Here is a 19,432-nt window from a genome sequence, read left to right on the forward strand (position 1 = left end):
TTAGGGGCGCGCTCTTGCCTGCCCCAACATGGGATTTGGCGCTTTCCGCGCCGGTTCCGATCCGCGCCCACCGCGGAAGGGAGGCATCAAGGCGCTCACCCGAAGGAAGCGCCTCGACGCAGAGTCGGTTACCGTTGGGTCAGGTGACCAACGGAAAGTCAGCCTTACGATACGACGTAGGGCAGCAGGCCGAGGAAGCGTGCACGCTTGATCGCCTGGGCGAGTTCGCGCTGCTTCTTCTGGGAAACGGCCGTGATGCGGGAAGGAACGATCTTGCCGCGCTCGGAAATGTAGCGCTGCAGGAGGCGAACGTCCTTGTAGTCGATCCGCGGAGCGTTTGCGCCCGAGAAGGGGCAGGTCTTGCGGCGACGGTGGAACGGGCGGCGTACCGGAGCGGAAGAAACTTCAGCCATTGTCTTTATCTCCTAGGCTTCGGGTTACGCGCGGTCTTCGCGCGGGCGGCGCGGACGGTCGTCGCGGTCGCCACGGTCCGGACGCGGACCACGGTCGCCGAAACCACCACGGTCCGGACGGTCGCCGTCGCGGCGCGGACGATCGTCGCGATCGCGCTTCTGCATCATCGCGGACGGACCTTCCTCGTGCTTCTCGACGGCGATCGTCATGTAGCGCAGGACGTCTTCGTTGATGCGCATCTGGCGCTCGACTTCGTGGACTGCCGGTGCCGGAGCATCGATGTCCATGAGGACGTAGTGAGCCTTGCGGTTCTTCTTGATGCGGTAGGTGAGGGACTTCAGGCCCCAGTTCTCGACACGGCCGAGCTTGCCGCCGTTTGCTTCGATGACACCCTTGTACTGTTCGACCAGGGCATCGACCTGCTGCGGCGTGATATCCTGCCGGGCGAGGAATACGTGTTCATAAAGAGCCATTGTGGCTTGCCTTTCTTGCGTTAATCAGCCCGGACCTTGGCGGCTAAGCCTCAACGACTGTTCTTATTGGCTGCAGAGAGCCGGCAAGAAAGTGTTGTATCGAGACGGTCGAGAGCGGAGACACGGGAGGCCGGAACAGCTAGTCGTTCCTGGCGGCCTCCGGGATGGAAGCCGGCCCTCCGTTCAGCCACCAGCCAGAAGACCGGGCGTTTCGAACAGCGCGCTTATACGGATTTTCGGGCGAAATGCAAGGCGCGATTGGAAGATCGTCCGCCGGCCCCCGAAGCGGGGAGATGCCCGCAGCGCCAAGTTGCGGAACAAACGCTGTTCTTCCTTGTTGGCCCGCAGTCGGGAAACTGCAGGAGAAGACAATGCACCATATCGATCCGAAGATGCAGGAGTGCATAGAAAACTGCCTGGCCTGCTACCGGGCCTGTCTTTCGACGGCAATGAGTCATTGTCTGGAGGCGGGCGGCAGGCACACGGAGCCACATCATTTCCGGCTGATGATGGCCTGCGCCGAGATTTGCCGGACCACAGCGCATTTCATGCTGATCGGAACGCCCCATCACCGGCACGTCTGCAGCGAATGCGCAGAGATTTGCAGCGAATGCGCGGCTGACTGCGAACGCATCGGCGACATGGCCGAATGCGTCGACGCCTGCCAGCGCTGCGCCATAAGCTGCCGTCAGATGGCAGCCTGAGGCGGCATTTGCAGCGTCCAGCGGAACGGCGCTCAGATCGGCGCCGGATAGAGTCGATGCAGACGCCGGATGCCGTTCAGCACGTCCTGCGGGAGCGCGATGTCAGCGGCGCTGATATCAGTCTTCAACTGCGGGATCGATGTTGCGCCGATGATGACGGAAGCCATGAAGGGGCGCGTCAGGCAAAAGGCGAGCGCCATCTGCGCAGGGTCGAGGCCATGCTCGCGCGCAAGCGCCACATAGGCGGCGACCGCCGGCTCCTGGTGCGGTGTGAAGCGGCCGCCGAGATCGCCGTTGATCGACAGGCGCGACCCGAGAGGTTTTGCTCCGTTGAGATATTTTCCTGTCAACAGGCCGGCCGCCAACGGCGAATAGGCAAGCAGCCCGACGTCTTCGTGATGCGACAGTTCGGCGAGATCGAGGTCGTAGGTGCGGTAAAGCAGATTGTACTCGTTCTGGATTGTCGCGACGCGCGGCAAGCTGTGCCTCTCCGACAGGTCGAGCATCTTCATCGCGCCCCAGGCGGTTTCGTTCGAAAGCCCGATGGCGCGGATCTTGCCGGCCTTCACGAGATCGCCGAGCTTGTCGAGAATGGCCGTCAGATCGGCGGCGACATGCTCTTTGTCCTGCCGCGACGGGTCGTAGGACCAGGCGTTGCGGAAGTGGTAGTGGCCCCGGTTGGGCCAGTGAAGCTGGTAGAGGTCGACATAGTCGGTCTTCAGCCGCTTGAGGCTGGCATCGAGGGCTTCTTCGATTCCCTCCGCTGTCATCGGTCCGCCGTTGCGGATATAGGGACGGCCGGAGCCGGCGACCTTGGTGGCAAGCACCACGTCGTCGCGCCGGCGACGCCCTGCCAGCCAGTCGCCGATGATGCGCTCGGTATTCCCGTAGGTTTCGGCCGACAGCGGCGTCGTCGGGTAAAGTTCGGCGGTGTCGATGAAGTTGACGCCCCGTTCGACTGCGTAGTCGAGCTGCCCGTGGGCTTCGATCGGCGTATTCTGGGAGCCCCAGGTCATGGTGCCGAGGCAGATTTCGGAAACCTGGATGCCGGTGCGGCCAAGCGTGTTGTAGCGCATGAAATGACGTTCCTTGTGCTGGCGAACGCGCGCCGGCGGGAGGAAAAGGCGCGCTGCCCTCGAATGGGGTGATGCCGCAACCTCGAGAATATCGAGCCGGTGCGGCCATGCGGGGCAAACTTAAGCGTTGGTTGACGAAGATCAAGGGCAAAAGCCCGCAACGAACGGGCCTGCGCGCTTGACTCGCCGTTCAGGAATGTGAATGGAGAGGAAAAGACGGGTGGAGTAAGAAAGTTGGCGGTCAGCGCCCGCATTCGCTCGGATACCAAGAGAGCAGATAGCGATGGGCCGAAAATCGCCGGTCGAGATCCAGGGAAGGGCACTCCTGATGAACATTGCATTCACGTTCCCCGGTCAGGGCAGCCAGGCTGTCGGCATGGGCAAGGACCTGGCCGAAGCGTTTCCGGAGGCCGCTGCCGTCTTCGCCGAGGTCGATGACGCGCTCGGCGAGAAGCTTTCCGACATCATGTGGAACGGACCGGAGGAAACTCTGACGCTCACGGCGAACGCCCAACCGGCGCTGATGGCGGTTTCCATGGCAGTGATCCGGGTGCTCGAATCGCAGGGGCTCGATCTCAGGAGCAAGATCTCCTTCGTCGCCGGTCATTCGCTCGGCGAGTATTCGGCGCTCTGTGCCGCCGGAACCTTTTCGCTCGGCGATACGGCTCGGCTGCTCCGCATTCGCGGCAATGCGATGCAGGCGGCCGTCCCGGTCGGCAAGGGTGCGATGGCCGCGATCATCGGCCTGGAACATGACGATGTCGAAGCGGTCTGTCGCGAAGCGTCGTCGCTCGGCGCCTGCCAGATCGCCAACGACAACGGCGGCGGACAGCTGGTGATCTCGGGCGAGAAGCAGGCGGTCGAAAAGGCCGCCGCACTCGCTTCGGAAAGGGGCGCCAAGCGCGCCCTGATGCTGCCGGTCTCGGCTCCCTTCCATTCCGCCCTGATGGCGCCTGCCGCTGAAGCCATGCGCGAAGCCCTTTCGACTGTCGAGAAGCGTGATCCGGTCGTGCCGGTCGTCGCGAACATCCTGGCCGCCCCGGTGAGCGACGCCGGCGAGATCGTCAGATTGCTCGTCGAGCAGGTGACTGGCCAGGTGCGCTGGCGCGAAACCGTTCAGTGGTTCGCCGCCAATGATGTGACGACTCTCTATGAGATCGGTTCGGGCAAGGTGCTGACCGGTCTCGCCCGACGGATCGACAAGAACGTCAACGGCATTGCCGTCAATACCCCTGCCGATATCGACGCGGCGCTTGCCGCCCTTCTGGCCTGAACGCCCCAATCAAGCGCCCATTATTAAGGGAGAAATCCATGTTCGATCTTTCCGGCCGCAAGGCTCTCGTCACCGGCGCATCCGGCGGCATCGGCGAGGAAATCGCCCGCATGCTGCACGCCCAGGGGGCCATTGTCGGCCTCCACGGCACCCGCGTCGAGAAGCTCGAGGCACTTGCCAATACACTTGGCGAGCGCGTCCAGATCTTCCCGGCAAATCTTTCCGATCGTGCCGAAGTCAAGGCGCTCGGCGAGAAGGCGGAGACCGAACTCGGCGGCGTGGACATCCTCGTCAACAACGCCGGCATCACCAAGGACGGCCTTTTCGTCCGGATGAGCGACGATGACTGGGACAATGTCCTGGAGGTCAACCTAACGGCCGTCTTCCGGCTGACCCGTGAGCTGACGCATCCGATGATGCGCCGGCGCTTCGGCCGCATCGTCAACATCACCTCCGTCGTCGGCGTGACCGGCAATCCGGGCCAGGCCAACTACTGCGCGTCGAAGGCTGGCATGATCGGTTTCTCCAAGTCGCTCGCCCAGGAAATCGCCACCCGCAACGTCACCGTCAACTGCGTTGCCCCAGGCTTCATCGAAAGTGCGATGACGGGAAAGCTCAACGAGAAGCAGAAGGAAGGCATCATGGCGGCGATCCCGATGCGCCGGATGGGAAGCGGTGCCGAAGTCGCCTCCGCCGTCGCGTATCTCGCTTCCAGCGAAGCGGGATACGTCACCGGACAGACCATTCACGTCAATGGCGGCATGGCGATGATCTGACCTGCGGTTTTCGGCGGCCGGGTGATGCAACCCGCGACCTGCCGCCGGACGCTCGCGCAACGCCTTTGCGCGTGGATGCCAAATGCCTGAAATTCAATGTTGAGCAAGCGAATGTCGGGCATTTTCGGACTTTGCGGCAGACTTAAACCGTGTTAATCGGGCCATGACTGTGCGCAGTCGACCGGTCCGGCCAGGTGGTCCGGCAGCCTCTGCTGCCACGGGTTTCCGCGGTTTTCGGTTGAATGGATTGCTCGGTGGGCCATCTTGGTCTATCAGGCGTGAATGAGTACCGGCGCCAAAAATGGCGCCGCAGAGAAAACGAAGGTCGAGGAACTCCGACATGAGCGATATCGCAGAACGCGTGAAGAAAATTGTTATTGATCATCTTGGCGTCGATGCCGAAAAAGTGAGCGAAGGCGCAAGCTTCATCGATGACCTCGGCGCGGACTCGCTCGACACGGTCGAACTGGTCATGGCTTTCGAAGAGGAATTCGGCGTCGAGATCCCGGACGACGCGGCGGATTCGATCCTGACCGTCGGCGACGCCGTCAAGTTCATCGAGAAGGCCCAGGCCTAATCGTTGCTGCGGCCTCGAGGCCGCCGGCGGGCCGCAACTCGCGGCCCGTACAGCCCGGGGGATGTGGGCTGGCCCGCCTTAATTGCGGGTCGCGATCAGCAAAGCGCTCCCGCCTTTCCCTCTGATCGTCAAAGCTGCAAGGGATGCAGGGATCGGGCTCGTCGCATGCGTTCCGGTTCGGCTCCGGAATGGAACAATCAGGGTGGGTCACGGGCATGAGACGTGTCGTTATCACCGGTACCGGCATGGTATCTCCTTTGGGTTGCGGAACCGAGGTTAGCTGGTCGCGTCTTGTTGCCGGCGGCAACGCGGCGCGCCGGGTTACCGAGTTCGAGGTCGAGGACCTACCCGCCAAGATCGCCTGCCGCATCCCCTTCGGCGACGGTTCCGACGGTACATTCAATGCCGACGACTGGATGGAGCCCAAGGAGCAGCGCAAGGTCGACCCCTTCATCGTCTATGCGATGGCGGCCGCCGACATGGCGCTGGCGGACGCCGGCTGGAAGCCGGAAAGCGACGAGGACCAGATTGCAACCGGCGTGCTGATCGGCTCCGGCATCGGCGGCCTGGAAGGGATCGTCGAGGGCGGCTATACGCTCCGCGACAAGGGCCCGCGCCGGCTTTCGCCCTTCTTCATCCCCGGTCGCCTGATCAATCTTGCCTCAGGCCAGGTTTCGATCCGGCACAAGTTGCGCGGTCCGAACCACTCGGTCGTCACGGCCTGTTCGACCGGCGCGCACGCGATCGGCGACGCAAGCCGCCTGATCGCGCTCGGTGACGCCGACGTGATGGTGGCGGGCGGAACCGAATCGCCGATCTGCCGTATCTCGCTGGCGGGCTTTGCCGCCTGCAAGGCACTCTCGACGCAGCACAATGACAATCCGGAAAAGGCATCGCGTCCCTATGACGCCGATCGCGACGGCTTCGTCATGGGCGAGGGGGCCGGCATCGTCATTCTCGAGGAGCTCGAGCACGCAAAGGCGCGCGGCGCCAAGATCTACGCCGAAGTGGTCGGCTACGGCCTTTCCGGAGACGCCTTCCACATCACCGCTCCATCGGAGGATGGTGACGGCGCCTATCGTTGCATGCAGATGGCGCTGAAGCGCGCTGGCCTGACGGCTGCCGACGTCGACTACATCAACGCGCACGGTACATCCACCATGGCCGATACGATCGAGCTCGGTGCGGTCGAGCGACTGGTCGGCGACAGCGCCTCGAAGATCTCGATGTCTTCGACGAAATCGGCGATCGGTCATCTGCTCGGGGCCGCCGGCGCGGTCGAGGCGATTTTTTCGGCACTGGCAATTCGCGACAACGTCGCTCCGCCGACGCTCAATCTCGACAATCCGTCGGTCGAGTCGAAGATCGACCTGGTGCCGCACGTTGCCCGCAAGCGCGAAATCAACGTCGCCCTGTCGAATTCCTTCGGTTTCGGCGGCACCAATGCATCGCTGGTGCTCTGCCGCTACAAGGGCGACTGATACCGTGGGAGTGGCTCCGGCAGCGTGAGCGGAAAAGCCGGTCGCGCTTTCCATTAGCGCGTCGGAGCTTGATCCCGTTTTTTGCCGCAATGCTCGCTACAAGCTGTCGGCGGGAGATGCCGTGTGGGCGTCGCCCCGATTGGCTATGTTCGCGCAAGGCACATCTGACAATTGTAGAACACCTATTGCTCTGACACATTTGTGCACGTTTACGCTCGCCGTCGGTCTAAGCCGAAACCCGCACCGGCGACAGCTCGATTGAATTTGCGAGTTTCGGATTCGGGATAATCGTGAGCGACTCAAACGATAACAGCGCGGCACAGTTTGGCCGCAATGAAACCGGGAGCAACGGGCCGATCATTCCGAAATCGGCCAGCGAGGCGCTGAGACCCGAGCGGGTGCCGGAGCCGCCCAAACGTTCCCGAAAGGCGCGCAGCCAGGCCGTCATCTTCCTCAATTTCCTGATGACCGTGGTCGTTTTCGTGGCGTTGGCGGCGGCGGGCGCCGTCTATTACGCGATGCATGCATATGAGAAACCCGGACCGCTGGAAGCAAACAGGAACTTCATCGTACGCAGCGGCGCCGGCATCATCGAAATTGCCGAGGGGCTGGAGCGCAACAACATCATCACCGACAGTCGCGTGTTCCGCTTCGTCTCCGAGGCCTATCTCGACAACGAGACGCTGAAGGCCGGCGAATACGAGATCAAGGCGCATGCGTCGATGCAGGAGATCATGGAACTCTTGAAGTCCGGCAAGTCGATCCTTTATGCCGTGTCTCTTCCGGAAGGACTGACCGTAAAGCAGATGTTCCGCAAGCTTGCGGACGACCCAGTGCTCGTCGGCGATCTGCCGACGGAACTGCCGGCCGAAGGCGCACTGAAGCCGGACACTTACAAATTCACACGCGGCACCAAGCGGGCGGAAATCGTCCAGCAAATGATTTCGGCGCAGAAGGCGCTGGTTGAGCAGATCTGGGAAAAACGTGATCCGGAGCTGCCGGTGACGTCGGTCGAAGAGTTCGTCACGCTCGCCTCCATCGTCGAGAAGGAGACTGGGCGCGCAGACGAGCGGCCGCGCGTGGCCTCCGTCTTCATCAACCGTTTGGAAAAGGGCATGCGCCTGCAGTCCGATCCGACGATCATCTACGGCATTTTCGGCGGGGAGGGCAAACCAGCCGACCGGGTGATCCTCAAGTCGGACCTCGACAAGGAAACGCCTTACAACACCTATCTCATTAAGGGGTTGCCGCCGACACCGATCGCAAATCCGGGCAGGGCGGCGCTGGAAGCGGTGGCAAATCCCTCGCGCACGCCTGAGCTTTATTTCGTCGCCGACGGCACAGGCGGTCACGTCTTTGCCGCGACGCTCGACGAGCACAATGCGAATGTGCGGCGATGGCGGAAGCTCGAGGCCGAAAAGGCGGCCGAGGCGGCAAAGGCGGCTGCGGATGCAGCCACGGCTCCGCCCGAGGCGCAATAAAGACAGGCTGCATTGTGGACGATTGGGGGACGGCGCGGATATGCCTTGCGGGATGCCGCGCCGTCGCCCTATTGCTTCTGCAACGACAGCGCCGCGCGTCGGTTCCGGCGCACAAAGGTCGCTGTGGCACCTAAAACCGCTGGATGTTCCCCAAATCGGCTCCGATTTAAGAAACATCCCGCAGCGAATGGAGGAAAGCATGCCGCTCCAATCGATGACCGGCTTTGCCAGGAGAGAGGGGAGCAGCGGCCGCTATCGCTGGACTTGGGAATTGCGCTCGGTCAACGGAAAAGGGCTCGATGTGCGGCTGCGCCTGCCGCAGGGGTTGGAGCGTTTCGAGCCCGACTGTCGTCGTCTTGCCCCACAGTATTTCTCTCGCGGCAACCTGCAGATCGCGCTGTCGGTGAGCGGCGGCGAGACGGCCGTCGAAGCGGTGGTCAACCGGGGTGCCTTGGATGCGGTCCTGAAACTGCGCGAGCAACTGGGCGATCTCGTCGACGCGGCGCCGCTCAGCTTCGATACGCTTCTGTCGCTGCGCGGCATCATCGATTTTCGTGAGCCGGAGGAAAGCGAGAGCGAGCGCGCCGCACGCGACGCCGATATCGTCAAGGGACTGGAATCGTCGCTCGCCGACCTCGCCGTCATGCGCGAGGACGAGGGAGCTGCGCTCGAAAAAGTTTTGCTGGCGCAGGTGGGCCGCATCGAAGAGCTGACGGCGACGGTAGAGAACGACCCGTCACGGAGCCCTTCCGCGATCGCCGCACGATTGGCACAGCAGGTCGCGCTGATCATGGACAACGCGACGTCCATCGACCGCGAAAGATTGCATGCAGAGGTCGCGCTGCTTGCGACCAAGGCTGACCTCAGGGAAGAGATCGACCGGCTCCGTTCGCACATCGCCGCCGCCCGCGAACTCTTGACGAAGGGCGGACCGGTTGGACGCAAGCTCGACTTTCTTGCACAGGAATTTAACCGGGAATCGAATACGATCTGCTCGAAGTCGAACGCCGCCGCCGTCTCGGCCGCGGGCATCGAATTGAAGGTTGTGATCGACCAGTTCCGCGAACAGGTTCAGAATCTGGAGTAAGACATGAAATCGGCGACTGCCTCGCCCATCAGGATCGCCCGTCGCGGTTTGATGCTTGTGATCTCGTCGCCTTCGGGTGCCGGCAAATCGACGATCGCGCGCAATCTCCTCGAAGCCGATCCGGAACTGAGCATCTCGGTGAGCGTGACGACGCGCGCCCGGCGCCCGAGCGAGATCGAGGGGCGGCATTACTACTTCAAGACCGTCCGCGAATTCGAAGCCTTGAGGGCGACGGACTCGCTTCTCGAATGGGCCGAGGTGCACGGTAATTTTTACGGAACACCGCGCGACGCCGTCGAAACCGCTATGGCCGAAGGGCGCGATATGCTCTTCGATATCGACTGGCAAGGTGCGCAGCAATTGCAGGAAAAGATGGCGGGCGACGTCGTCTCGATCTTCATCCTGCCGCCGTCCATGGCCGAGCTGCAGTCCCGCCTGCATCGGCGCGCCGAAGACACCGAAGAAGTGATCGCCACCCGGCTTGCCAACTCACGCGCCGAGATCGAGCACTGGCGGGAATACGACTATATTGTCGTCAACGACGATCTGGACCGTGCCTTTTCTTCGGTCCGCTCGATCATCGAAGCGGAGCGCCTGCGCCGCGACCGGCGACCCGGGCTGTTCGAATTCGTCAACGGTCTTCTGACGGAGAATCCGTTCTAGTCCCCGGCCTTTGCGCCAGCTCAGAGGCAATTGGCCAACCGGCAGAACTCTTCCACCGTCAGCGTCTCGGCCCGGCGTTGCGGGTCGATGCCGGCTTTGCCAAGCAGCGCTTCGCCACCGAGCGGCTTGAGGCTTTGACGTAGCATCTTGCGGCGCTGGCCAAAGGCTGCCTGCGTGACCTTCTCGAGCGCCGAGGCGGCGCATGGGATCGGATTGTCGATCGGCTCGAGATGCACGACCGTGGAGGTGACCTTCGGCGGCGGCGTGAAGGCCTGTGCTGGAACATCGAAGGCCAGGCGTGCATTGGTCCTCCAGCCGCAGAGGACGCCGAGGCGGCCGTAATGATCGTCGTCGGCGCTCGCCACGATCCGCAAGCCGACTTCCCGCTGGAACATCAGCGTCATCGACTCCCAGAAGGGCGGCCAGCGCCCCGGCAGCAGCCAATTGACGAGAAGCTGTGTGCCGACATTGTAGGGCAGATTGGCGATGATACGCACCGGACCCTCGGCGAGGGTCTCGAAATCGACCTTCAGGGCATCGCCCTCGACGACATCGAGCCGGCCAGGATAATGGGTGCTGATTTCGGCAAGCGCCGGAAGGCAGCGCGGGTCGCGTTCGATTGCCACGACCTTCTTGGCGCCGAGTGCCAAGATCGCGCGCGTCAGCCCTCCCGGGCCCGGACCGACCTCAATGACGGTGACGTCATCGAGAGGGCCGGCCGTGCGTGCGATCTTCTGCGTGAGATTGAGATCGAGCAGGAAATTCTGCCCGAGCGCCTTCTTCGCATCCAGTCCGTGGCGCTGGATGACGTCGCGAAGCGGCGGCAGGCCGTCGAGTGCTGCCATCAGCCCTGCGCCTTCCCGGCATTGGCTGCAAGCTCCGCGGCAAGCCGCAGCGCCGCCTGCAGGCTGTCCTCTCGGGCAATGCCCCTGCCGGCAATCGCGAAGGCGGTGCCGTGGTCCGGCGAGGTCCTGATGAAAGGCAGGCCAAGCGTCACATTGACACTGTCATCGAAGCCGAGTGCCTTGGCCGGGATCAGGGCCTGGTCGTGATACATGCAGATCGCGACGTCGTAGGTCTCCCTTGCCCGATCATGGAACATCGTGTCGGCCGGAAGCGGTCCGACAACGTTGAGACCTTCGGCGCGAAGGCGGTCGATGACCGGGCGGATGACCGCATCGTCTTCGAGACCGAGCGCACCGCCTTCGCCCGCATGTGGATTGAGACCGGCGATGGCGAGGCGTGGCGCCGCCAGCCCGAAGCGGCTCTTCAGATCGGCGGCGGTTATCGTGCAGGTCCGGTAGATCAGATCCTGCGTCAGCGCCGCGGGAACATCCTTGAGCGGAATATGGATGGTTACGGGAACGGCGCGCAGCTTCGGTCCCGCCAGCATCATCACCGGCGGGGCGGAGGTCCCGGTCGCCTTCTCCGCCAGATCGGCGAGATATTCCGTATGACCGGGGAAACGAAAACCCGCCTCGTAAAGCACGGCCTTGGCGATCGGATTGGTCGTCACGCCTGACGCTTCACCGGCCATAACAAGCCGGACGGCGGTATCGATCGCGCCGGTGACGGCGGCGGCATTCTCCGCGCTTGGCCGACCGGCGACAACGCGAGCGGGACAACGGATCGGCAGGACCGGCAGGGCATTCGCGAAGACGGCGGCCGCGTTGAGGCAATCGGTCTCCTCGATCCGCACCGTCTGCGCGAGCGCCTGGGCGCGTGCCGATAGCACTGACGGGTCGCCAATGAAGAGGAAAGGCGCAGTCGCCTGCGCCTGCCGCCTTGCCCAAACGGCAAGGGTGATGTCCGGGCCAATACCGGCCGGGTCGCCCATCGTCAGGGCAATCGGCCTGCCGCTCGTGTCGCTCATGGTAGCCCGTATTATTTGTTGACGATCTGCGCCTTGGCGCGCAGTTCCTCGAGATACTTCTCGCTGTTGGGGTCATCGCCGCCGGCTTTCTTCTTGCCGATATCCTCGGCACGGAAGACAACTTCGGCAGCTGCGTCGTCATTGACCTGGCGCTTCCTGCAGATTGCCAGATATTCGACGCCCTTTTCGGTGACGCGTGTACCGGTCGTCATGCCGTCGCCCGCCTTTTCGACGAGCGGCTTCCAATCCTCCGGCAATTGCTGGGCAAGCACGCGGCCGAGACTACGGATCGATACGTCGCGGTAATTCGCCGCAAAGACCTTCGACGTTTCGCAGCCGGGAAACTTCGAGCGCGAGGCGTTGGCTTCGGCCTGCCGCTTGGCGGTGATCGCGCCGCGCTTCGATTCCGGGATGACGAAGATGACCTGCTGCAGGAAATACTCCGTCGTCACCGGCTTGTCGCCGCCGCCCTCCATCATGCGCTTGACGAGGTCGCCGCCGGATAGGCGGCTGGCGCTGCCATAGCGGAAGTTGACGACCCGCGGCCAGCTCATCTGGACGGCGATATACTGCTTGAAATGCTCGACGCCGACGCCGGACTGCTCGAGGATCTTGCCGAGTTGCTCGGCCGACAGCTTGTTGCCGGCGGCAAAACGCGCATAGGCGGCGTCGACCTCCTGGGTGCTTACCGATTGCTGGACGCGTGCGATCTCGGTCCGCTTCAGGACCTCGTCGACCAGCTGCTGCTTGGCTTCCGCCGCACCGCCCCCCTGGCGCTGCAGGCGAAGGAACGCCACCCGCTTGGCGATATCACCCGAGGTGATAACGGTATTGTTGACGATCACACTCACACCGCTCGCAGCCTGAACGGCCGCAACCGAAGCAATGCTCAACACGCCGGCCACCATCAGCGCGGAGAGCGCCCTCACGATCGAGAATTTCCCGCCCATCATTTTTCCCTGCTCATCCCTCGCCGACTGCTCGCAGCCGTTGCCACAGCCGCAATCGTCGTTTTCCCAGTGTCAATTTGTGGGAAATGCATAATACATGCGGCTAAACGATGACAAGAGCGCATGAACAATCGATCGCGCCGCATGTCGGCGGCAACGAGGCTGCGCTCACGAAAGAAAAGAAGGGAAGGGGAAGCGGATCAGAAGTAGTCCAGCTCTTCGAACCTGGTCTCGCCCACATTGATGTCGCCCAACGTCCGGAAGCTGATGCGGGCGCCGATCGACCAGTCGTTGGCCACCGTGCTGTCGGTATCCCGCTCCGACTTGTACACGATCGAGAACAGCGTGTCTTGATCGTCATAGGTCAGTCCCAGGCCTTGGCGGGATACAACGCCTTCATTGATGTCATAGGTCAACGCGCCGAACACCGACCAGAAGTCGTGGAATCGGTAGGCCGCCGCTGTCTGAATTTCATCCTGATCGGATTGCGAGCCGTAGAGCGGCTGTGCCTCAATCCGCGTATAGGTGAAGGCGGCCTGCCATGTCAGGCCGAGATAGCCGACAGTCGCATCAGCGCGCCGCAGGTCGAAGTCCTTCTCGTCCAGTCGTCCGGAGAGGCTCGCCATCAGACCGGATGGAGCGTCGACACCGAACATGGCGACATAGTCGGATCGGTCGGTTTCCAGGCCGGAATCGGCGCCGGCCTTGACGAGATCGTCCGTCGCGAACGAGTTCAGCCCGCCGAGGTGGAACGATTGGCCGGCAATGGCGCGCAGGCCGTAGCCGCTGTCGAAGCTTCCCGTATATCGGAAGCCGACATTGGCGCGTGTTCCGCCTTCGATGCGGTCGAAGCCGGAGAACTTGTCGCGATCGAAGAGGTTGGTGGCGTCGAAGACGAAGCTCTGGGCATCTTCGTTCGGGAGTGCGCCGGCATATTCTTCGTTTGGACGCGCATAAAGCTGCGCGATCGGCTCCAGCACGTGGCTGCTCGTCTCACCGGCGAAAAGGATCGGATAACGAGCCTCGAGACCTGCGGTGAGCATGCGCCGCGTCACGGCATCGCTGCTCGTGAAATCGCCTGTGTAGCCGACCGGGTCGTCCACATTGACGCCCACAGCGTCACCGCGCGCCGCAAGCAGCGGCGTCAGAACGAGCCCGCCGGGCGCGATGAAGGTCCGTTTCCATTCGAGTTCGCCGGTCAGGCGATGCGACGTGCCTTCGAGCCCGCGGAAGCGATCGACGCCGAACACCGTCGTATCCCGGTCCAGCCGGTTGCGCTTGACATTCGTGAAGTTGATGTCGGCGTTGAGTTCTCCGCCCAGCACCGGCTCGGGCGCCGTGTAGGAATAGTCGAGGACCTGCGCGACCGGCTGCTGGTTTTCCGCGATGCTGTCCGGGTCGGCATCCTGAATATCGAAATAGAAGGCGCGCAGGTCGAAATAATTGCGCCTGCCGAGGCCAGACAGATAAGCCTGGTTGACATACGTCGTGCCGTCGAACGTCGAAAGATCATAGGTCTTGGCGAAGTTGTTGTCCGATTGGACGAGAACGTTCCAGCCGAAGGTCCAGCGCGGATTGATCTCGAATCGGCCCCTGGACGCCACCATGCCGCGTGCGGTCTCCTCGGCGTCGACCGTACCAGGCGTGAACTGGTCCCTGTCCATCTGGCTGATGCCGGCCACGTTCAGCGTGTGCATGCCGTTGTGGAAGCGCTGGCGGAACTCGCCTTCGAGCAGGAAGCCCTGGCGCGTCAATCCGGTCGTGGTGACGGTCGCGTCCATATAGGGCGAGATCGCCCAATAATAGGGGATACCGACGCCGGCGCCGAGTTTCTGCGCGTAGCGGAACGTCGGAAACAGGAAGCCGCTCTTGCGCTTGACCGTGTGGTCAGGGATTTCCATCACCGGTATGTAGGCGATCGGCTTTCCGAAAAGTTCGAAATAGGCGTGTTCAAGCCGAATCGTGCGGGTGCGGCCGTTCTGGATGACACGCTGCGCCTTGATGTGCCACAGCGAGCGGTGCTCCGGCTTGGTCGAGCAAGGCGTACAGGCGGTATAGACGGCCTTGTTCAGGATGAACTCTTCGCCGTTGCGTCGTTCGCCGCTCTCGGCCGCGAGCCGGGTCAGGTCCGTCGTCTCGATCCGCAACGCTTCGACGAATCCATTGCCGAAATCGTCGGTGACGTCCATCTTGTCGGCATAGACGACATTGCCGCCAGGCTCGACCAGCTGGACTTCTCCGGTCGCAAGAATGCGGCCGCTCTTTTGATTGTATTCGACCTGGCGGGCCACCATTTTGTAGCCGCCATATTCGATCTGCACGTTGCCGCGCACGGTGACGATTTCCGTGTCGCGGTTGTAGACCAGCTCGTTGGCGGTCAGCAGCAGTTTCGCATCAGCCGGGATGTTCGGCTGCAGCTCATCGATTCGGGTAGATGTGTCCTGCGCCATGGCCGGCGCATGCATTCCGATGGCAAGCGCATGCAGCGCCACGCCTGCGAGGAGGGCGGCGTTGATAAGCTTCATAGGTCCGCGGTTGCCTGCCGCCACTAGCCATCCTCCTGATGTAATAGAATCGTCGAGCCCAGCGCCATCGCTACAACAACTGGCAACCAGGCTGCAACGAACGGAGGCACAATACCGCTGCTCCCGAATGCTTTGACAAGCACGGTGACGACATAAAGCACGAAGCCTGACAGGATTCCACCGAGAATTACGGAGCGCGATTGGTTGAATCGGCTAAATTTCAAGGACACGCATGCGGCGATCAGAGTCATTGCAACGAGAAGCAGCGGCAGCGACAGGAGCGAGTGAAGCTGGGTCTCCATGGCGTCGGTCGAGAAGCCGAAGGACCGGGCCACGTCAATCTTGTGCGGCAGGTCGAAAAATTGAATGGAATCAGCCTTTGCCAGACGTTCCTGGACGAAATCGGCCTTCAGATTCGTACGCAGTTGTACCGTTTCCAGCCGTCGGGGCAGGCGTCCGTTGCCGCTTTCGGTGACCCCCTTAAGGAGCCAGTAACCATCTTCGAGTTTCGCCGACTTCGCATCCTGCCTCAGGATGATCGTTCCCTGTGGATCAAAGTGGATAACGGTGACGTTGATGAGCTCCGTGCCGCCGTTCTGGACGGACCGTGCGCCAATGATCGTGTCCGTGCCGTCATAGATCTGTCTGAGCCACGGAATCGAATTGGATTGCGCCGAGCGGGACGAGCCCCATTCCGCCTCCAGCGCTTCGGCCCTCTTTGTTCCCCAGGCGGCAAGCGGGTTGAGTGCGACGACGGCGAGAACGCCGACGAGAAACGCTCCCAGCACGAATGGTCTCAAGAACTGCCACACGGAAATGCCAGCGGCCCGCGTGACGACCAACTCGTAGCGGCGGTTGAGCGAAATCAGTGCCGCCATCGCAGAAAAGAGTGCCACGAAGGGAACCGTCTGCTGCAGGATGGTCGGGATGCGGAACGTCGTCATCAGCAGCGCGCCGGAAACCGTGTAATGCGGCAAGGCCGACATACGGCTGGCGAGCTCGCTGAAATCGATGATGAAGATCAGCGCGAAGATGCCGATCAGAAACCAGAACGTCGTGACGATGTACCGCTTGAAGAAATAGCGTCCAAGGGTGCTGAGGATCATGACGGCTGTTCCCCATCGACGCCAGCCGGCCGCACGAGCCGAAGCCGCAGCATCAGATCGGTGAGCTTTTCTTTCCAGGTCATCGGTATGTCGAGGCGGCGGTTGCTGGCGAGCTGGCGTATCGCCAGGGCACCGGTCACCAGCGGCACAAGATACATGAGCGGTACGAACCAGATCGAATCTTCCGCGCTGTTGCCGGCGTAGAAAGTCATCCAGCGGATGACGAGAGCCGCACCCACGGCGCTGAGCGTCGGATGCACGCGCGCCTCCCGGTGCGAGCGGGCATCGCTGCTGACGACGAGGGCGATCAAGCCGAAGAGGAGCGGGTATGTCCACTCGGTGAGACGCCGGTGCAGTTCCGCAGTAAAGGTCAGCGGCGAGCGCTTGTAGGAAGAATCGTTCGGATCGGGAGCGATGAGATAGAAGAGGTCGCGATCCTTGGCCCGGATGGTGGCCTCGCCGGCCGCCCGGGTCATGTCGGTGAGATCGAAGGCATAGGAATCGAACTTGATGACGGAGACGCCGCCGTCCGGCAATTTGCGATGGACTTCGCCGTCCTTCATCACGAGCGCCGAGCGCTCCTCGTCCACCGCCCCCTCGCGCGCATAATAGACGAGTTCGAAATTCGGATTGCGCGAATCGGCGACGAAGATGCCATGCAGGACGCCGCCGCTGCGCCGGGCGGCGACCTGTACGTAAAGCCCGTCGGTGATCTTCCGAAAGGCGTTTTCCTGCACGACGGTGGACAGCAAGTCGGCATGCGCCGTCGCGATCATCTTGCGCACGGCAACGCGCGAATAGGGCTCGACGAAATTGTCGATGACGAAGGAGAGGGCGCTCAGCCCAATGGCGAGATAGATCACCGGCCGGATGACGGACATGCGCGAACTGCCGGCGGCGTTGAGCACCGTCAGTTCCGAATCCGTGTTCATCACGCTCAGCGTCTGGGTGACGCCGATCAGCAGCGCGAAGGGCAGAATGATCGGAACGACCGAAGGCAGGATCAGCGTCGCAAGCTTGAGGAAGGCGAAGATCGACTGGCCGCTGTCCGTGACGAGGTTAACGTTGCTCAGCGCCTGCGTGGTCCAGACGATGCCGAGCAGCGGCAGGAGCGTTGCCAGGAACATGATCGTGGCGCGCCGGAAGATGTAGCGTTCGATCAGCTTCATATCCGTTTCCGACCCAAATCCTGCTCTTCGTTCAAGCCGCTCATGCGTATGCGAGCCTCGTATTCGCTGTCCGGCCGAACCGGTCCCCGTTCCCTGCATCCGAACTCGGAGTCTCGAACAACAGGGATAACATAAGACGAAGAACTGCGGTTAACCGCATGTAAACATGTGGGGGCATCTTGCCAAGCGTCTCAAAAGCGAGAAGGGTGCGCGCCACGGTTTTGAACACGGCCGACGTCGCGAATGTCCGCCACTGTAGCCGTCCGGTAACAGCCAGACGGAAGCCCACCAGAAATGCCCGGAGTTCTGTATGCCGATGAAGTTCGAGTTCACTTTCAGCAAATCCCATCGCCCGGCCGGGGGCTCCGCAGTGCTCCTGCAGGTCGCGGGCGCGAAAGAGCCGGCCGGTGCCGCTGTCGTCGATCCCGAGGGCGTCCTGCCGAGGGCCGTGAAGATAGGAAAGTTCACCGGCAAGGCCCTAGCCGCCCTCGACGTCGTTGCACCACACGGTTCGCCGGCAGATCGGATCATCCTTCTCGGCCTTGGAGATGCGGCGGCGCTCACGAGCCATGATTGGCTGAAGGCCGGCGGCGCCGCGGCCGCGAAGCTCCGCTCTGCCGAGAAGGCCACGATCTTCATCGATGCGCCCGGCGTTGACGTCACAGGCAAGGCGGCTGCTGACTTCGTGCTCGGCATGGAAATGAACGCCTATGTTTTCGACAGCTACAAGACGCGCAAGTCCGACGACGAATCGAAGACTGCTCAGAAAGTGGTGAAGGTCACCATCGTCACCGGCATGGTTATTGCCGCCAAAAAGGCATTCGCCACCGTCCAGGCGGTCGGCGAGGGTGTCTTCCTGGCGCGCGATCTCGTCAACGAGCCCGCCAATGTGCTCGGCCCGGTGGAGTTTGCGGCGCGCGCCAAGGAACTGGAGAAGCTCGGGGTCGAGGTCGAGACCCTGACCGAGCGGGAAATGAAGAAACTCGGAATGGGTGCGCTGCTCGGCGTTGCGCAGGGATCCTCCCGCCCGCCGCGATTGGTGGCGATGCAGTGGAAGGGCGGCAAGGCGAAGGACAAGCCGATTGCCTTCATCGGCAAGGGTGTCGTCTTCGACACGGGCGGCATCTCGATCAAGCCAGCCTCCGGCATGGAGGAGATGAAGGGCGACATGGGCGGTGCTGCCGCCGTGACCGGTCTCATGCATGTGCTGGCGGCTCGCAAGGCGAGCGTCAATGCCGTCGGCATCATCGGGTTGGTCGAGAACATGCCGGATGGCAGCGCGCAGCGGCCGGGCGACATCGTGACGTCGATGTCGGGGCAGACGATCGAGGTGATCAACACCGACGCCGAGGGCAGGCTCGTTCTGTGCGACGCGCTCTGGTATTGCAACGATCGATTCAAGCCGAAGGCGATGATCGATCTGGCGACGCTCACCGGCGCGATCATGGTGGCGCTCAGCAATCACTATGCCGGACTGTTCGCGAACGATGATCGCCTCGCCGAACAGCTGCTGAAGGCCGGCACGACGACACATGAGCGCCTGTGGCGGATGCCGCTCGGCAAGGAATACGACAAGATGATCGACAGCAAGTTTGCCGACATGAAGAATACCGGCGGCCGCCACGGCGGCTCGGTGACGGCGGCGCAGTTCCTGAAGCGTTTCGTCAAGGAGACGCCCTGGGCGCATCTCGACATCGCCGGTACGGCGATGGGTTCGCCGACCCATGAGATCAACCAGTCCTGGGGCTCGGGTTTCGGCGTGCGTCTCCTCGACGAACTGGTCCGGGCAAACTACGAATCCTGA

Annotated in this window: 18 protein-coding genes; 9 read left to right on the forward strand and 9 right to left on the reverse strand. The window is 62.5% G+C overall.

The annotated features are described in order from the left end of the window. Positions 1–164: 164 nt before the first annotated feature. Both rpsR and rpsF read right to left on the reverse strand, forming a co-directional pair. Positions 165–413, reverse strand: a complete 249-nt coding sequence (gene rpsR, locus USDA257_RS04195; protein WP_012707461.1) for a 30S ribosomal protein S18 — start codon at positions 411–413, stop codon at positions 165–167. Between the two features lie 24 nt (positions 414–437). Then, the gene (gene rpsF / locus USDA257_RS04200) at positions 438–887 is read right to left on the reverse strand and encodes a 30S ribosomal protein S6 (protein ID WP_014761641.1); all 450 of its coding nucleotides are present in this window, start codon (positions 885–887) and stop codon (positions 438–440) included. Positions 888–1,258: 371 nt separating this feature from the next. Here rpsF and USDA257_RS04205 point away from each other — a divergent pair, with 371 nt between their 5' ends. Next, positions 1,259–1,591: a four-helix bundle copper-binding protein gene (locus USDA257_RS04205; protein ID WP_014761642.1), complete on the forward strand. Its 333-nt coding sequence runs from the start codon at positions 1,259–1,261 to the stop codon at positions 1,589–1,591. 32 nt (positions 1,592–1,623) lie between these two features. Here the strand turns inward: USDA257_RS04205 and USDA257_RS04210 are convergent, their stop codons facing one another. After that, complete coding sequence (locus USDA257_RS04210) at positions 1,624–2,667, reverse strand: aldo/keto reductase (RefSeq protein ID WP_014761643.1); 1,044 nt, start codon at positions 2,665–2,667, stop codon at positions 1,624–1,626. A 328-nt stretch (positions 2,668–2,995) separates the two neighbouring features. On the opposite strand from USDA257_RS04210, the gene fabD reads away from it, so the two are divergent. From fabD to gmk, 7 genes are all read left to right on the forward strand, one after another. Continuing rightward, on the forward strand, positions 2,996–3,940 hold the full coding sequence (gene fabD / locus USDA257_RS04215; RefSeq protein WP_041414947.1) for an ACP S-malonyltransferase: 945 nt from the start codon (positions 2,996–2,998) through the stop codon (positions 3,938–3,940). Between the two features lie 38 nt (positions 3,941–3,978). Continuing rightward, positions 3,979–4,716, forward strand: a complete 738-nt coding sequence (gene fabG, locus USDA257_RS04220) for a 3-oxoacyl-[acyl-carrier-protein] reductase (protein ID WP_014761645.1) — start codon at positions 3,979–3,981, stop codon at positions 4,714–4,716. 340 nt (positions 4,717–5,056) lie between these two features. Continuing rightward, positions 5,057–5,293 (forward strand): acyl carrier protein, encoded by a 237-nt coding sequence (locus tag USDA257_RS04225; RefSeq protein ID WP_003531676.1) that lies wholly within the window; start codon positions 5,057–5,059, stop codon positions 5,291–5,293. Between the two features lie 215 nt (positions 5,294–5,508). Beyond that, complete coding sequence (fabF, locus tag USDA257_RS04230; RefSeq protein ID WP_014761646.1) at positions 5,509–6,774, forward strand: beta-ketoacyl-ACP synthase II; 1,266 nt, start codon at positions 5,509–5,511, stop codon at positions 6,772–6,774. 290 nt (positions 6,775–7,064) lie between these two features. Next, the gene (gene mltG / locus USDA257_RS04235) at positions 7,065–8,255 is read left to right on the forward strand and encodes an endolytic transglycosylase MltG (protein ID WP_014761647.1); all 1,191 of its coding nucleotides are present in this window, start codon (positions 7,065–7,067) and stop codon (positions 8,253–8,255) included. A 199-nt stretch (positions 8,256–8,454) separates the two neighbouring features. Continuing rightward, entirely contained in the window at positions 8,455–9,342 is an 888-nt protein-coding gene (locus USDA257_RS04240) for a YicC/YloC family endoribonuclease (RefSeq protein WP_041413906.1), read from the forward strand. Positions 9,343–9,345: 3 nt separating this feature from the next. After that, on the forward strand, positions 9,346–10,005 hold the full coding sequence (gmk, locus tag USDA257_RS04245) for a guanylate kinase (protein ID WP_014761649.1): 660 nt from the start codon (positions 9,346–9,348) through the stop codon (positions 10,003–10,005). 20 nt (positions 10,006–10,025) lie between these two features. Here gmk and rsmA read toward each other — a convergent pair whose 3' ends face one another. The 6 genes from rsmA to lptF all read right to left on the reverse strand — a co-directional run bounded on the left by rsmA (position 10,026) and on the right by lptF (position 17,628). Then, on the reverse strand, positions 10,026–10,850 hold the full coding sequence (gene rsmA, locus USDA257_RS04250; RefSeq protein ID WP_014761650.1) for a 16S rRNA (adenine(1518)-N(6)/adenine(1519)-N(6))-dimethyltransferase RsmA: 825 nt from the start codon (positions 10,848–10,850) through the stop codon (positions 10,026–10,028). Next, positions 10,850–11,878, reverse strand: coding sequence for a 4-hydroxythreonine-4-phosphate dehydrogenase PdxA (pdxA, locus tag USDA257_RS04255; RefSeq protein WP_014761651.1), 1,029 nt, complete (start codon positions 11,876–11,878; stop codon positions 10,850–10,852). Before pdxA ends, rsmA begins: the two co-directional genes overlap by 1 nt. 11 nt (positions 11,879–11,889) lie before the next feature. Then, positions 11,890–12,831, reverse strand: coding sequence for a peptidylprolyl isomerase (locus tag USDA257_RS04260; protein ID WP_041413907.1), 942 nt, complete (start codon positions 12,829–12,831; stop codon positions 11,890–11,892). A gap of 197 nt (positions 12,832–13,028) precedes the next feature. After that, on the reverse strand, positions 13,029–15,377 hold the full coding sequence (locus USDA257_RS04265; protein ID WP_014761653.1) for an LPS-assembly protein LptD: 2,349 nt from the start codon (positions 15,375–15,377) through the stop codon (positions 13,029–13,031). Beyond that, a complete protein-coding gene (lptG, locus tag USDA257_RS04270; RefSeq protein ID WP_014761654.1) occupies positions 15,377–16,459 on the reverse strand; it encodes an LPS export ABC transporter permease LptG in 1,083 nt (360 codons plus the stop codon). The genes USDA257_RS04265 and lptG overlap by 1 nt, the downstream gene beginning before the upstream one ends. After that, the gene (lptF, locus tag USDA257_RS04275; RefSeq protein WP_014761655.1) at positions 16,456–17,628 is read right to left on the reverse strand and encodes an LPS export ABC transporter permease LptF; all 1,173 of its coding nucleotides are present in this window, start codon (positions 17,626–17,628) and stop codon (positions 16,456–16,458) included. Before lptF ends, lptG begins: the two co-directional genes overlap by 4 nt. 310 nt (positions 17,629–17,938) lie before the next feature. Here lptF and USDA257_RS04280 point away from each other — a divergent pair, with 310 nt between their 5' ends. Continuing rightward, complete coding sequence (locus USDA257_RS04280) at positions 17,939–19,432, forward strand: leucyl aminopeptidase (protein WP_014761656.1); 1,494 nt, start codon at positions 17,939–17,941, stop codon at positions 19,430–19,432.

This window comes from Sinorhizobium fredii USDA 257 (genome assembly GCF_000265205.3).
GTDB classification, from domain to species: Bacteria; Pseudomonadota; Alphaproteobacteria; order Rhizobiales; family Rhizobiaceae; genus Sinorhizobium; species Sinorhizobium fredii_B.

Excerpts from the sequence above, each read along its gene's own strand:
- USDA257_RS04205 (WP_014761642.1), top strand. The coding sequence starts at position 1,259 with ATGCACCATATCGATCCGAAGATGCAGGAGTGCATAGAAAACTGCCTG.
- rpsF (WP_014761641.1), bottom strand. The coding sequence starts at position 887 with ATGGCTCTTTATGAACACGTATTCCTCGCCCGGCAGGATATCACGCCG.
- fabF (WP_014761646.1), top strand. The coding sequence starts at position 5,509 with ATGAGACGTGTCGTTATCACCGGTACCGGCATGGTATCTCCTTTGGGT.
- USDA257_RS04240 (WP_041413906.1), top strand. The coding sequence starts at position 8,455 with ATGCCGCTCCAATCGATGACCGGCTTTGCCAGGAGAGAGGGGAGCAGC.
- USDA257_RS04225 (WP_003531676.1), top strand. The coding sequence starts at position 5,057 with ATGAGCGATATCGCAGAACGCGTGAAGAAAATTGTTATTGATCATCTT.
- lptF (WP_014761655.1), bottom strand. The coding sequence starts at position 17,628 with ATGAAGCTGATCGAACGCTACATCTTCCGGCGCGCCACGATCATGTTC.
- rsmA (WP_014761650.1), bottom strand. The coding sequence starts at position 10,850 with ATGGCAGCACTCGACGGCCTGCCGCCGCTTCGCGACGTCATCCAGCGC.
- lptG (WP_014761654.1), bottom strand. The coding sequence starts at position 16,459 with ATGATCCTCAGCACCCTTGGACGCTATTTCTTCAAGCGGTACATCGTC.
- USDA257_RS04210 (WP_014761643.1), bottom strand. The coding sequence starts at position 2,667 with ATGCGCTACAACACGCTTGGCCGCACCGGCATCCAGGTTTCCGAAATC.
- rpsR (WP_012707461.1), bottom strand. The coding sequence starts at position 413 with ATGGCTGAAGTTTCTTCCGCTCCGGTACGCCGCCCGTTCCACCGTCGC.
- pdxA (WP_014761651.1), bottom strand. The coding sequence starts at position 11,878 with ATGAGCGACACGAGCGGCAGGCCGATTGCCCTGACGATGGGCGACCCG.
- USDA257_RS04260 (WP_041413907.1), bottom strand. The coding sequence starts at position 12,831 with ATGATGGGCGGGAAATTCTCGATCGTGAGGGCGCTCTCCGCGCTGATG.
- fabG (WP_014761645.1), top strand. The coding sequence starts at position 3,979 with ATGTTCGATCTTTCCGGCCGCAAGGCTCTCGTCACCGGCGCATCCGGC.
- USDA257_RS04280 (WP_014761656.1), top strand. The coding sequence starts at position 17,939 with ATGCCGATGAAGTTCGAGTTCACTTTCAGCAAATCCCATCGCCCGGCC.
- gmk (WP_014761649.1), top strand. The coding sequence starts at position 9,346 with ATGAAATCGGCGACTGCCTCGCCCATCAGGATCGCCCGTCGCGGTTTG.
- fabD (WP_041414947.1), top strand. The coding sequence starts at position 2,996 with ATGAACATTGCATTCACGTTCCCCGGTCAGGGCAGCCAGGCTGTCGGC.